Genomic DNA, 12,780 nt, shown 5'->3' on the forward strand with positions numbered 1-12,780 from the left:
TCCGGTGTCGGGGCCGTCCGGCCCGCCGGTCACGCCGGAGTCCTGCGCTTCGTTCACGCCCATGCTGCTGCGATCCTCCATCCGCGCCCCTCGAGTTCCTCGACGAGTCGCTGTTCCTGCTCGGGCACGACCGACACCTCGACGATGCCGATCTGCGCGCCGGGTGAGTGCTCGAGGCGCATGTCCTCGAGGTTGATGCCGATCTCCCCGATGAACGTGAGGAGCGCGGCGATCTGACCCGGGGTGTCGTCGACGAGGACGACCACCTGGGCGAACCGCTTGGTCGTGCCGTGCTTGCCGGGCAGCCGTTCGACACCGCGGTTGCCGGCGGCGATGGCCTCGGCGATGGTGCGCGGCGACCCCGCACCGTGCGGGTCGTCCAGCGCGTCGAGCACGCGGTCGAGGTCGTCCCGCAGGTCGGCGAGCACCGGCCGGATGTGCCCGGCGTTGGCGGCGATGATCTGCACCCACAACCCGGGGTCGCTCGCGGCGATGCGTGTCACGTCGCGGACACCGCCACCGGCGAGGTCGAGCGACCCGTCCGGGGCGTCCCGCAGCCGCGAGGCCATGAGCGTCGACACCAGCTGCGGCGCGTGCGAGACGTACGCCACCGCGAGGTCGTGCGACTCGGGCTCCATCGGGACGACGGTCGCCCCGACGTCGAGCGCGAGGTCCTCGACCACGGCGGCGCGCTGGTACGTGATGTCGTCATGGCCGGCGATCACCCACGGCCGTCCGACGAACAGGTCGGCACGGGCGGCGGTCGGGCCGCTGCGCTCCCGCCCCGCCATCGGGTGCGAACCGATGTAGCGCGAGACGTCGGCGCCCGCGGCCCGCAGGCTCGCCAGTGGCCCCGACTTGACGCTCGCCACGTCGGTGACGACGGCGTCCGGGTACGCCGCGAGCTCCCGCTCGACGACGGTCGCGACGACGTCCGGCGGCACCGCCACCACCACGAGCTCCGGGGCGTCCCCGTCCGCCGGGTGACGACCTGCCCCGTAGTCCACGGCGAGCGCGAGGGCCGCCGGCGACACGTCGTCGAGCACGACGTCCACGCCCTTCTCTCGCAGTGCCAGGCCGATCGACGCGCCGAGGAGTCCGGCACCGACGATCCGCACGGGTCCGCGGAGCCGCCGGTCGATGTCCGGTTCGGCGGGCGTGGTGCGGGCGTCGGTCACCCGGCAAGCCTACCGAGCATCAGTCGGTCGACCTCGTGAGCGCGGCGGTCGCTGCCAGTGCGGCCTCGACGACCTCGGCTTCGGTGGCCGCGGTCGTCTGCGCGGCGAACAGTGCGGCGCTCACCGTGTCGAACGCCATCCGGGCGCGGAGGACGTCGGCGACGGGCGCGTCCTCGGGCAGGACGCGCCGGACGACGTCGTCGAACCAGGCCCGCAGGTCCCCGCCGTCGTCGGCGAGCTTCCGCATCACGGGGCGGTTGGCGTGCGCGAATCGCATCCCGCGGATCCGATCCGGTGACGTCGACCCGACCCACCGCATCGCCGCGCGGTGCAGGAGGTCCGTGCCCGGCGGCTGCTCGTCGATCCACGCGAGCAGTTCCTCGACGTCGCTCCGGCGGTCGTCGAGCAGCGCCCGGATGATCGCCTCCTTGCCCGCGAAGTGGTAGTAGAGCGACGACTTCGTCACCCCGAGCGCCTCGGCGATGTCCCGGATCGAGGTGCCGTCGAACCCCCGGCTCGTGAAGAGGTCCAGCGCGACGCGCAGGATCTCGGCGCGTGTCTCGCTGCCGACCCGTCGACCGGACGTCCCCGTGCTGCTCATGCGTCGATCGTACTTGCCGAACGATCGTTCGGTGACTACGGTCGTTACTGAACGACCGTTCGGTAATCGACAGGAGGCAGCCATGTACACCAACCCCACCATCGCCGTCGTCGGAGCAGGCCCCGGCGGCCTGACCTGCGCGCGGATCCTCCAGCTCGCCGGTGTCGCCGTCACCGTCCACGACGCCGACGCCTCCCTCGCCGCGCGTGACCAGGGCGGTACGCTCGACCTGCACGCGGACAGCGGGCAGATCGCCCTGGCCGACGCGCAGCTCACCACCGAGTTCGCGGCTCTGGCCCGGCCCGAAGGGCAGTCACACCGGATGGTCGACCCCGCAGGGACCGTCCTCGCCGAACAGGTCGCCGCGGCCGACGAGTCCGCCGCTCCCGAGATCGACCGCGCTCAGCTCCGCGCGATGCTCGTCGACTCCCTGGCTCCGGGCACCGTCCGGTGGGGTCGCAAGCTCGTCGAGCTGCAGGCCGGAGCGGACGGCACCCCGCACCGGCTCGTCTTCGCCGACGGGACGGTCGAGACGGCCGACGTCGTGATCGGAGCGGACGGAGCGTGGTCCCGGGTGCGCGCCGCCCTCACCGACACCGTCCCGCGGTACACCGGCGTGAGCTTCGTCGAGGTGCTGTTCACCCGGACCGCCGAGCGGCACCCCGAGATCGCGACGCTCGTCGGCGACGGGCACCTCTGGGCGAACGGCGACGGTCGCACGATGGTCCTGCAGCGCAACAGCGACGACGTCGTCCGCGGGTACCTGGGCATGCGGATCGACCTCGACTGGTTGGCCGCGGCCGGGCTCGGGACCGCTGACGGCCGAGGGGGTGTCCTGCCCGCGTCCCCGGCGCTCGACGCCAACGCGACCCAGGCCACCGACACCGAGCGGGTCCGTGCCGAGGTCCGTCGCCGCTTCGCCGACTTCGCACCGGAGCTGCTCCGGATCGTGGACGAGAGCGAGGGTCCGCTGGCGAACCGTCCCATCATGGCGCTGCCGACGCCGACCACGTGGGAACACCGGCGCGGGATCGCGCTCATCGGGGACGCGGCGCACGTGATGGCACCGTTCGGCGGCAACGGCGTCAACCTCGCCATGCTCGACGGCGCGGAGCTCGCGCGCGGCATCGTCGGCGCGCTCCGCGACGGCACGGACGTCGACGTCGCGATCCGTGCGGCCGAGGCGGTGATGGTCCCGCGCGGGGCCGAGGTCGGCGCTGCGGCGAACGCCGCCATCGTCGAGCACTTCGCCGCGGGCGGGCCCGACCTCGACGACGTCCCCGACTTCGACGCCGAGGCGGCACGCTGGAAGGAACGCGCGGACGCCTACCGCGCAGCGCGCGAGGGCTGACGCCCCCGCGCGGCACCCGCCCTAGTCGGACGACTCCTCGCCGTCCGTCCGCTCCGGAACGCCCGTCGCGTCGCGCGCGATCGTGAGCAGCTTGCCGAGCTCGACCGTCGTCAGCTCCCGGGTCTTCCCGAGCGGCAGCGACCCGAGGTGCAGCGGCCCGAACGAGCGGCGCACGAGCTCGAGCACCGGGTGGTCGACCTCGTCGAACATCCGGCGGACGATCCGGTTCCGACCCGAGTGCAGGGTGACCTCGACGAGCGACTCACCCCGCGAGGACTCGAGCAACCGCACCTTGTCCGCGGCGATCGGCCCGTCGTCGAGCTCCACGCCGTCGAGCAGCCGCTGCACCGTCGCCGGGTTGACGTTCCCGCGGACCTTCGCGATGTACGTCTTCGTGACGCCGAACGACGGGTGCGCGAGCACGTGCGCCAGGTCCCCGTCGTTCGTCAGGACGAGGAGCCCCGAGGTCTCGGTGTCGAGCCGGCCGACGTTGAACAGGCGTTCCTCGTACCGGTCGACGAACTCGGACAGGTCACGTCGCCCGCGCTCGTCCTGCAGGCTCGACACGATGCCGGTCGGCTTGTTGAGCACGACGTACCGCCGCGAGGTGTCGACCTGCACCGGGACCCCGTCGACCGCGATCTCGTCGGTCTGTGGGTCGACGCGCCGACCGAGCGCGTCGACGACCTCGCCGTTGACGGTGACGCGGCCTTCCACGATGAGGTTCTCCGCGACGCGGCGGGACGCCACGCCGGCAGCGGCGATCACCTTCTGCAGTCGCTCGCCGTCGGCCTGGAGGCGCGGTGCGGCTCCAGCGTCCGGCGTCGCCCCGGGCGCGTCCCAGTCCGGGATGATCGGCCGTTCGGGCGTGCCCTCCAGCGGGAGGCCCTGCTCGTCGCGGGCGCCTTCCGGCTCGGGCGTGGTGCTGCGATCACGGAGCGTGGCGCGGTCGCGCTCGCGGGTCCGGTCGCTGTTGCGCGGGCTCGTGGTCCCGCCGACGTAGCGGCGGCCGTTGTGCCACACGCTGCTGGGGCGGCCGTCCGGGGAACGCCGGTCCTCGCGGGCCGGGTCACGCCGGTCGTCGCGACGATCGGCGCCCCTGGAGCGACGGTCGTCGCGGCCGCGAGCGCCAGCGGCACCTCGGTCGTCGCGTCCGCGGTACCCGCGGGCGCCGCGGTCGTCGCGATCGCGGTAGGAGCGGGCGCCGCGGTCGTCGTCGCGGTGGACGAACCCTCCGCCGTCGCCGCCGCGGCGGTCGTCGTCCCGGCGCACGAAGCGCCCGCGGTCCTCGTCACGCCGACCAGCACCGGCACGATCGTCACGACCGCGGTACCCGCCACCGGCCGAACCCCGGTCGTCCCGGCCGCGGTACCCGCCACCGGCACGATCGTCCCGGCCCCGGTACCCCCCGCGGTCGTCGTCACGCCGTCCAGCACCGGCACGATCATCACGGCCGCGGTACCCACCACGGTCGTCGTCACGCCGTCCAGCACCGGCACGGTCGTCACGACCCCGGTACCCACCGCCGGCACGGTCGTCACGACCGCGGTACCCCCCGCGGTCGTCCCGGCCGCGGTACCGACCGGAGCGGTCGTCGCGATCCGGCCGGCCGCCTCCGGACCCACCGCCGCTGCGGTACCCGCCACGCTCGTCGTCGCGGCGGCCCGAGCGCTCGTCCCGCCCCCGGTACCCACCGCGGTCGTCGCGACCGGCGTCACCGTACCGGCCACCCGCGCGGCCGGAGCCGGCGGTGCGGTCGCGTGACGCGCCTCCCGGCCGGCCGCCTCGTCGGTGTTCCTCATGCGCGGCCATCGGGGATCCCTTCGTTCTGCCCGAAGCCGTCGGCACCGTCGTCCAGGAGGGGCGAGATGAGCGGCAGCTCGTCGAGCGAGTTGATGCCGAGCTGCTGCAGGAGCAGGTCGGACGTGACGTAGTTGATGGCGCCGGTCTCGGCGTCCGTGAACGACTCCTCGATGAGCCCTCGGGCGACGAGCGTGCGGACGACCCCGTCGACGTTGACCGCTCGGATCGAGGCGATCTGGGAGCGGGTGATCGGCTGCTTGTACGCGACGACCGCGAGGGTCTCCAGCGCTGCCTGGGACAGCCGGGCCGGACGCTCGGCCTCGACGAACTGCTCGACGACCTCGTCGAGCTCCTGTCGGACGTAGAAGCGCCAGCCGCCGCCGACCTCGCGGAGCTCGAAGCCGCGGCGGATCGTCCCGCCGACACCGTCGAAGTCGTCGACGAGCCGCTCGATGGCCTGCCGGACGGCGGGCACGGGTGCACCGACCGCGGCGCCGAGCGAGACGAGCGACTGAGGTTCGTCGGCGATCATCAGGATCGCCTCGAGCTGCCGGTCGATCGGCAGCTCCACGCGGGCGGTGTGCTGCTCGTGGATCTCCTGCTCGATGGCACGCGCGTCGGCCATCTCGTCCGCACCACCGGGCTCGGCGCTGGACGTGTCGTGGACGTCATCCGTCATAGTCGGCTCCCAGGTTGGCGAGGCTCTCGTCGGACCAGTCCTCGGCGGTCCAGCGGAGCGTCAGCTCCCCGAGCGGTTCGAGCTGTTCGAACGAGATGGATGCGTTCCGGTACAGCTCCAGGATCGCGAGGAAGCGAGCCACCACGATACCCGTCTCCGAGACCCCGGCGACCAGCTCGCGGAACGAGACGTCCTCGTCCGCGCGGGTCCGGAGGATCGAGACCACGATCGCGGCTTGCTCCCGGATGCTGACCAGGGGCGCGTGCAGGTGGTCGAGCCCGACCGTCGGGATCTCCCGCGGGGCGAACGCCAGGGTCGCGAGCGCGGCGAAGTCCTGCACCGACAACGTCCACACGAGCTCGGGTGTCCGGGCTCGGAACCGTTCCTCGAGCCGGACGCTCCGGACGTGCCGCCGCGACTCGGTGAGCCACCGGGAACCGAACCACTCGGCGGCCTGCTTGAACGCCCGGTACTGCAGGAGTCGGGCGAACAGGAGGTCGCGCGCCTCGAGCAGGGCGACGTCCTCGGCGTCGACGAGCTCGCCCTGCGGCAGGAGACCGGCGATCTTGAGGTCGAGCAGCGTGGCCGCGACGACGAGGAACTCGCTGGCCTCGTCGAGTTCGTCCTCGGACTCCGCCTGCCGGACGTACTCGATGAACTCCCCCGTCACCGCACCGAGCGACACCTCGGTGATGTCGAGCTCGTGCTTCGTGATGAGCGAGAGGAGCAGGTCGAACGGGCCGTCGAAGTTGCTCAGCCGGACCCGGAAGCCGGGCGCGGTCTGCGTCCCGGCGGGAGCGGGCTGCGTCCCGGCGGGCGCGGGCTGGTCCTGCTCGGGAGCGGCGTCAGGCGACGGCGCCACGCTCGACGAGCTCCCTGGCGAGCTGCCGGTACGCGTGCGCGGCGGCGTGGTCCGGAGCGGTCTGCGTGATCGGCCGGGCGGACACCGTGGCGTCCGGGAACTTCACGGTGCGCCCGATCACGGTGTCGAGCACACGGTCGTCGAAGGTCTCGACGACGCGCTCCATGACCTCACGCGAGTGGAGGGTCCGCGAGTCGTACATCGTCGCGAGGATGCCGTCGAGCGTCAGCGCCGGGTTGAGCCGGTCGCGCACCTTGTCGATCGTCTCGATGAGCAGCGCGACACCGCGCAGCGCGAAGAACTCGCACTCGAGCGGGATGAGCACACCGTGCGCCGCGGTGAGCGCGTTCACGGTGAGCAGCCCGAGCGACGGCTGGCAGTCGACGAGGATGACGTCGTAGTCGTTCGCGACCTTCCGGAGGACGCTCGCGAGGATCTGCTCCCGCGCCACCTCGTTCACGAGGTGCACCTCGGCAGCGGACAGGTCGATGTTCGCCGGGATGACGTCGAGGTACGGCGTGTTCGTCGGCTGGATGACCTCGTTCGGGTCCTTGATCGAGCCCATGAGCAGGTCGTACACGGTGGGGATGTCGTGGGTGCGCACCCCGAGGCCCGCGGACAGCGCGCCCTGCGGGTCGAAGTCCACCGCGAGGACCTTCCGGCCGTACTCCGCCAGCGCCGCGCCGAGGTTGATCGACGTCGTGGTCTTGCCGACGCCGCCCTTCTGGTTGCAGAGCGCGATGATGCGAGCGGGTCCGTGGCCGTCGAGTTCCTCGGGCACCGCGAACTGCCGGACGGGCCGTCCGGTCGGACCGATCACGGTCTCACCGGTTCCGGGCGTGGTCGTCGGGTTCGTGCTCACCCCGTCATCGTACCGGCGGCACCGGACAGGACCGGGCCGCACCGCCGCTGCGACGCGAGTGCGCAGACCGGCTCGCACCGTGCCTCCTGGCCTGGAGGCGCGACTCACGCCCGACGCAACGCCACCCGCATGCTGTCCACCCGTTCGGCGATGACGGCGTCCGCCGTCCAGCGCTGCTGCAGCCGCCCCACCAGCTCCTGCACGTGCGCCTGGTCGAGGCCGGGGTGGAGCGCCAGCCCCACCGTCAACTCGGCCCCGGCGAACCGGCCGAGCGGGTCCCCCGGAGCGAGCTCGACCCGCGCCACCGCTCGCTCGCCGACGACGGAGTCCGCGAAGGCCTGGGCGACCTCCGGGTCCTCGAAGCAGGGCACCCACGGCAGGTCCTGCCCGAGCGCCCACACCGCTGGCCGACGGAGCACGAACTCGGTCGGCGCCGTCGGGTCGAGCACGACGAGCTGGGTGTCCTCGCTCGCCGCCGCCATCGCCACCCGGCGGGACTCGACGGGCACGGGCCGGGCGTCCGGGTCCCAGCTCCGCATCGCGTCGACGGACGTGAAGGCCGGCATGACGCTGCGGCCGTCGGGGCCCGCGACCCTGACGATCGAGAGCTCCTGGGTCTTGTCGACCAACTTCCCCTCGGCGGTGTGCCCGACGTCGCCGGCCTCGGCGACCAGGGGGATGAGGAGCCGCGCGGCCCGGAGCGCGTCGACGATCGCTCGTTGGGACCCGCCGTCCCCGAGTGCTGTGATCGCGTTGACGACCGCGGGGTCGGCGAGGCCGTCGTCGTCGTCGAACGTCGTGTCGTGCTGCTCGAAGGTCCGGCCGGCCCACGCGAAGCCGGCCGAGTCGGCGGCACCGCCCGGGGTGTGGGCGTCGTCGGGGTGGCCGTCCGTCGGCGTGTCCGGTCCGGTGCCCCGGCCGTTCGAGATGCCCGCCACGCGGCTACTCCGAGGCGACGTCGAGGGCGGCGGGGAGCGTGAACGCGCCCGAGTAGAGCGCCTTGCCGATGATCGCGCCCTCGAGGCCGTGCGGCACGAGCGTGCGCAGCGCCCGCAGGTCGTCGAGCGTGGAGATCCCGCCGGACGCGACGACGGGCCGGTCGGTGCGGTCGCACACGGCGCGGAGCAGGTCGACGTTCGGGCCCTGCAGCGTGCCGTCCTTCGTGACGTCGGTCACCACGTAGCGAGCGCACCCCGCGGCCTCGAGGCGGTCGAGGACCTCCCACAGGTCACCGGCGTCCTCGGTCCAGCCGCGGCTCGCGAGCGTCGTGCCGCGGACGTCGAGCCCGACGGCGATCTGGTCGCCGTACGTGCCGATCACCCGCGCGGCCCACTCGGGGTCCTCGAGCGCCGCCGTCCCGAGGTTGACCCGAGCGGCACCGGTCGCCAGCGCGGCCTCGAGCGATGCGTCGTCGCGGATGCCGCCGGAGAGCTCGACGGCGACGCCCTCGACCTCGCGGACCGCCTGGGCGATGAGGTCGCGGTTGTCCCCACGGCCGAACGCGGCGTCGAGGTCGACGAGGTGGATCCACTCCGCGCCCTGGTCACGCCACGTGCGGGCGGCCGACACCGGGTCGCCGTACGAGGTCTCGCTGCCGGCTTCGCCCTGGGTGAGACGGACTGCCTGGCCGTCGACGACGTCCACGGCGGGGAGCAGGACGAGGGGCGGGGTGGCGATGCGGTCGGTCATGGTCCTGTCGGTTTCGTTGCGGTGTCGGGATCGGGGCGCGCGGGGTCGGGGTCGCGAGGGCCGGGCGCAGGGTGGGGGCGCGCCGTCGAGTTCAGAGCGAGTCGACCCAGTTGCGGAGCAGGCGGATGCCGGGCTCGCCCGACTTCTCGGGGTGGAACTGCGTGGCGGTGAGCGGACCGTTCTCGACGGCCGCCACGAACCGCTGTCCGTGCTCCGCCCACGTCAGCCGTGGAGCACGGAACGGGCCGTACGCCTCGAGTGGGAAGTCCGTGACACCGTACGAGTGGACGAAGTAGAAGCGCTCGTCGTGCAGACCGTCGAACAGGACGGAGTCCTCCGGCGCCTCAACCGTGTTCCACCCCATGTGCGGGAGGACCTCGGCCTGGATCTCCTCGACCGTCCCGGGCCACTGCCCGAGCCCCTCGACGTCCGCGCCGCGCTCGATCCCGCGGGAGAACAGCACCTGCATGCCGACGCAGATGCCGAGCACCGGACGCCCGCCGGCCAGGCGGTGGTCGACGATCTCGCCGCCCTGGACCCCCTCGAGCTGGTCGATCACGGCGGCGAACGCGCCGACGCCCGGCACGAGCAGTCCGTCGGCACGCAGCGCCGCCTGCTTGTCGGCCGTCAGCGTGACGTCGGCACCGGCGCGCTCCAGGGCCTTCGCGGCGGAGTGCACGTTGCCGGAGCCGTAGTCGAGCACGACGACGTTCGGCTTGGCCGTCACAGTGCGCCCTTCGTCGAGGGGATGCCGTCGACGCGCGGGTCGAGTTCGACAGCGCGACGCATAGCCCGGGCGAACGCCTTGAACTGGGCCTCGGCGATGTGGTGCGGGTCGCGCCCCTCGAGCACGCGGACGTGGACGGTGATGCCGGCGTTGACGGTGATCGCCTCGAACACGTGGCGCACCATCGACCCCGTGAAGTGCCCGCCGATGCGGTGGAACTCGAACCCCGCGGGCTCTCCCGAGTGCACGAGGAACGGACGCCCGGAGACGTCGACCACGGCCTGCGCCAAGGCTTCGTCGAGCGGGACGAGCGCGTCGCCGTAGCGGCCGATGCCGGCCCGGTCGCCGAGCGCCTGCTTGATGGCCTGGCCGAGGACGATGCCGGTGTCCTCCACCGTGTGGTGCACGTCGATGTCGGTGTCGCCCGTCGACCGCACGCGGAGGTCGATCAGGGAGTGCTTGCTGAACGCGGTCAGCATGTGGTCGAAGAACGGCACACTCGTCGAGACGTCGGAGCGTCCGGTGCCGTCGAGGTCGAGTTCGAGCTCGACGCTCGACTCGCTCGTGCTCCGGCTGATCGTGGCGGTGCGCGCGGTCATGATGCCACCCTAACCGGCGGCTGCTCGGCGGCGACGCGGCGCATGGCGTCGAGGAAGGCGGTCGTCTCCGCCTCGGTGCCGGCGCTCACCCGGAGGTGGCCGGGGATGCCGAGGTCGCGCACGATGACGTCCTGCGCGAGCAGCGACTCGAAGGCGGCGTGCGGATCGGCCACGCCGCCGAACAGGACGAAGTTCGACCAGGTCTCGTAGGTGCGGTAGCCCATCCCCTGGAGCTCGGTCACCATGCGGTCGCGCTGCTGCTTGATGTCGTCGACCATCGCGAGCATCTCGGGCGCGTGCCGGAGTGCGGCGACCGCCGCCGCCTGGGTCAGGACCGACAGGTGGTACGGCAGGCGCACCAGCCGGATCGCGTCGATGACGGCCGGGTGTGCCGCCATGTACCCGACGCGGGCGCCGGCGAAGGCGAAGGCCTTGCTCATCGTCCGGGAGACCACGAGCCGCTCGCGACCGGGCAACAGCGTGAGCGCGCTCGGACGATCGCTCGGCATGAACTCGGCGTAGGCCTCGTCCACCATCACGATGCCGTCGGTCGCGTCGTACGCGGCGGCGATGGTCTCGATCTCCAGCGGGGTGCCGGTGGGGTTGTTCGGGCCGCACAGGAACACGATGTCGGGCTCGTGCTCGCGGATGGCGGCCACGACCGTCTCGGCCGAGATCCGGAACTCGTCGTCGCGCTGAGCGGGGATCCAGGTGGTCCCGGTGCCGGCCGCGAGGATCGAGTGCATCGAGTACGTGGGCGGGAACCCGAGCACGCTCCGGCCCGGCCCGCCGAACGCCTGCAGGAGCTGCTGCAGCACTTCGTTCGAGCCGTTCGCCGCCCAGATCTGCTCGGGCCCGAGGTCGTGCTGGAGGTACTCCGCGAGCGACGTCCGCAACTCCGTGAACTCACGGTCGGGGTAACGGTTCACGGTGGTCAGCGCCTGACGGATCGAGGCGACGATGTCCTCCGCGACGTCGGCCGGGACGGGATGCGTGTTCTCGTTGACGTTGAGCTGCACGCGGACGTGCTTCTGCGGGGCGCCGTACGGGCTCTGCCCGCGCAGGTCGTCTCGGATCGGGAGGTCTTCGAGCGTGAATGCCACCGATCCATCGTAGGCCGCGCCACGAGTGCCGAGACCGGCCGTCCGGACGGTGCTCAGGGCTGCTACTTGGCCGCCGTGTACTTCGCCGGGATCGCGATCTTCTCGCCCGCCTGCAGACCCGAGCCGTCGAGTGCGTTGAGGGTGATCACGTCCTGCACGAAGTCGCGCGGGTCGGCGCTCGGCGCGGTCTCCTCCGCCAGCTGCCAGAGCGTCTCGCCCGGCTGGATGGTGACGGTCTCGAAGTGCGCGTGCGACTGGGCGTTGCCGGCCGAGGCCTGGCCACCGTTCAGCACCGCGAGGGCGACGACCACCAGCAGCGGGAGCGCGGCGAGCGTCGTGAGGACGAACCGACCACGACGGGTGAGACGCAGGCGCGTACGCACGGCGGGCGCGGTGCGCTGGAGTTCAGCGATGGCGATGGTGCTCATGTCGTTCTTGCCTTCCCGTTCGGTGGAACCGAAGTCGTGTACCGAACATAGTTTCGAATGCGACGGCGCACAAGTCCTGTGCGGAGATTTCTGGGGTGTTTTCCGACGACACGCTCGAACAGGTGTTTGTCCGGGCGGAGCCGGTCGGATACTGTTTCGACCGACTGGGACAAGTCTCACGGGGACCACCGACATTCCCGCGACACCTCCCGGCGACGACGAAGGGCGAGACGACGTGGCGGACGAACTGCGGGGCCAGAAGCCGCTGACGGCGAAGCAGCAGGCGATCCTCGACGCCATCCGGGCGTCCATCGCCAGCCGGGGGTACCCGCCGAGCATGCGTGAGATCGGCGACGCTGCCGGCCTCTCGTCACTGTCGAGCGTCTCGCACCAGCTCGGTCAACTCGAACTCGGCGGCTGGATCCGCCGCGACCCGAACCGGCCCCGCGCGCTCGAGGTCCTGGTCGACGAGCCCACGCCGGACGTCGACGGACCCGACGTGGACGCCACGACCCTCGTCCCCCTCGTCGGCCGCATCGCCGCCGGCGTCCCCATCACCGCGGAACAGCACGTCGACGAGATCGTGCCGCTCCCCCGGCAGCTCGTCGGGACCGGCGACCTCTTCATGCTCAAGGTCGTCGGGGAGTCGATGATCGACGCGGCGATCTGCGACGGCGACTGGGTGGTCGTCCGGTCGCAGCAGACCGCCGAGAACGGGGACATCGTCGCCGCCATGCTCGACGAGGAAGCGACCGTCAAGGTCTTCCGGCAGCGCGACGGCCACACCTGGCTGCTCCCGCGGAACTCGGCGTTCGAGCCGATCCTCGGCGACGCGGCGACCGTCCTCGGCAAGGTGGTCGCGGTCCTCCGCTCGGTCTGACGCCACCACGGACGGACG

General features: G+C 72.3%; 15 protein-coding genes. 3 read left to right on the top strand and 12 right to left on the bottom strand.

Annotated elements, in window-relative coordinates:
* Positions 1-53: 53 nt before the first annotated feature.
* Positions 54-1,178 carry a prephenate dehydrogenase gene (locus ACTJKO_RS09730; protein ID WP_440688107.1) on the bottom strand — a complete coding sequence of 375 codons (1,125 nt, stop codon included), beginning with the start codon at positions 1,176-1,178 and terminating at the stop codon, positions 54-56.
* Between the two features lie 19 nt (positions 1,179-1,197).
* The gene (locus ACTJKO_RS09735) at positions 1,198-1,779 is read right to left on the bottom strand and encodes a TetR/AcrR family transcriptional regulator (RefSeq protein WP_440688109.1); all 582 of its coding nucleotides are present in this window, start codon (positions 1,777-1,779) and stop codon (positions 1,198-1,200) included.
* A gap of 82 nt (positions 1,780-1,861) precedes the next feature.
* Here ACTJKO_RS09735 and ACTJKO_RS09740 point away from each other — a divergent pair, with 82 nt between their 5' ends.
* Positions 1,862-3,130, top strand: coding sequence for an FAD-dependent oxidoreductase (locus tag ACTJKO_RS09740; protein ID WP_440688111.1), 1,269 nt, complete (start codon positions 1,862-1,864; stop codon positions 3,128-3,130).
* A gap of 21 nt (positions 3,131-3,151) precedes the next feature.
* Here the strand turns inward: ACTJKO_RS09740 and ACTJKO_RS09745 are convergent, their stop codons facing one another.
* The gene (locus tag ACTJKO_RS09745) at positions 3,152-3,907 is read right to left on the bottom strand and encodes a pseudouridine synthase (protein WP_440688407.1); all 756 of its coding nucleotides are present in this window, start codon (positions 3,905-3,907) and stop codon (positions 3,152-3,154) included.
* A 237-nt stretch (positions 3,908-4,144) separates the two neighbouring features.
* Between ACTJKO_RS09745 and ACTJKO_RS09750 the strand changes: the two genes are divergently transcribed.
* Positions 4,145-4,894, top strand: coding sequence for a hypothetical protein (locus ACTJKO_RS09750; RefSeq protein WP_440688113.1), 750 nt, complete (start codon positions 4,145-4,147; stop codon positions 4,892-4,894).
* A gap of 34 nt (positions 4,895-4,928) precedes the next feature.
* Here ACTJKO_RS09750 and scpB read toward each other — a convergent pair whose 3' ends face one another.
* From scpB to ACTJKO_RS09795, 9 genes are all read right to left on the bottom strand, one after another.
* Positions 4,929-5,612, bottom strand: coding sequence for an SMC-Scp complex subunit ScpB (scpB, locus tag ACTJKO_RS09755; protein WP_440688115.1), 684 nt, complete (start codon positions 5,610-5,612; stop codon positions 4,929-4,931).
* Entirely contained in the window at positions 5,602-6,474 is an 873-nt protein-coding gene (locus tag ACTJKO_RS09760; RefSeq protein WP_440688117.1) for a segregation and condensation protein A, read from the bottom strand. Before ACTJKO_RS09760 ends, scpB begins: the two co-directional genes overlap by 11 nt.
* Positions 6,458-7,336: a ParA family protein gene (locus ACTJKO_RS09765; protein WP_440688119.1), complete on the bottom strand. Its 879-nt coding sequence runs from the start codon at positions 7,334-7,336 to the stop codon at positions 6,458-6,460. Before ACTJKO_RS09765 ends, ACTJKO_RS09760 begins: the two co-directional genes overlap by 17 nt.
* Before the next feature lie 104 nt (positions 7,337-7,440).
* Positions 7,441-8,274, bottom strand: a complete 834-nt coding sequence (locus ACTJKO_RS09770; protein ID WP_440688121.1) for an SseB family protein — start codon at positions 8,272-8,274, stop codon at positions 7,441-7,443.
* A 4-nt stretch (positions 8,275-8,278) separates the two neighbouring features.
* On the bottom strand, positions 8,279-9,025 hold the full coding sequence (gene priA, locus ACTJKO_RS09775; RefSeq protein WP_440688123.1) for a bifunctional 1-(5-phosphoribosyl)-5-((5-phosphoribosylamino)methylideneamino)imidazole-4-carboxamide isomerase/phosphoribosylanthranilate isomerase PriA: 747 nt from the start codon (positions 9,023-9,025) through the stop codon (positions 8,279-8,281).
* Positions 9,026-9,116: 91 nt separating this feature from the next.
* The gene (gene hisH / locus ACTJKO_RS09780; RefSeq protein WP_440688125.1) at positions 9,117-9,752 is read right to left on the bottom strand and encodes an imidazole glycerol phosphate synthase subunit HisH; all 636 of its coding nucleotides are present in this window, start codon (positions 9,750-9,752) and stop codon (positions 9,117-9,119) included.
* Positions 9,749-10,351 (bottom strand): imidazoleglycerol-phosphate dehydratase HisB, encoded by a 603-nt coding sequence (gene hisB, locus ACTJKO_RS09785; protein WP_440688127.1) that lies wholly within the window; start codon positions 10,349-10,351, stop codon positions 9,749-9,751. Before hisB ends, hisH begins: the two co-directional genes overlap by 4 nt.
* Positions 10,348-11,454 (bottom strand): histidinol-phosphate transaminase, encoded by a 1,107-nt coding sequence (locus tag ACTJKO_RS09790; RefSeq protein WP_440688128.1) that lies wholly within the window; start codon positions 11,452-11,454, stop codon positions 10,348-10,350. The genes hisB and ACTJKO_RS09790 overlap by 4 nt, the downstream gene beginning before the upstream one ends.
* A gap of 62 nt (positions 11,455-11,516) precedes the next feature.
* Positions 11,517-11,882: a LysM peptidoglycan-binding domain-containing protein gene (locus ACTJKO_RS09795; RefSeq protein WP_440688130.1), complete on the bottom strand. Its 366-nt coding sequence runs from the start codon at positions 11,880-11,882 to the stop codon at positions 11,517-11,519.
* 235 nt (positions 11,883-12,117) lie between these two features.
* Between ACTJKO_RS09795 and lexA the strand changes: the two genes are divergently transcribed.
* A complete protein-coding gene (gene lexA, locus ACTJKO_RS09800) occupies positions 12,118-12,762 on the top strand; it encodes a transcriptional repressor LexA (protein ID WP_440688132.1) in 645 nt (214 codons plus the stop codon).
* The last annotated feature ends 18 nt before the right edge of the window (positions 12,763-12,780 follow it).

Origin of the sequence: Curtobacterium sp. 22159, assembly GCF_052045775.1 — a bacterium.
Lineage (GTDB): Bacteria > Actinomycetota > Actinomycetes > Actinomycetales > Microbacteriaceae > Curtobacterium.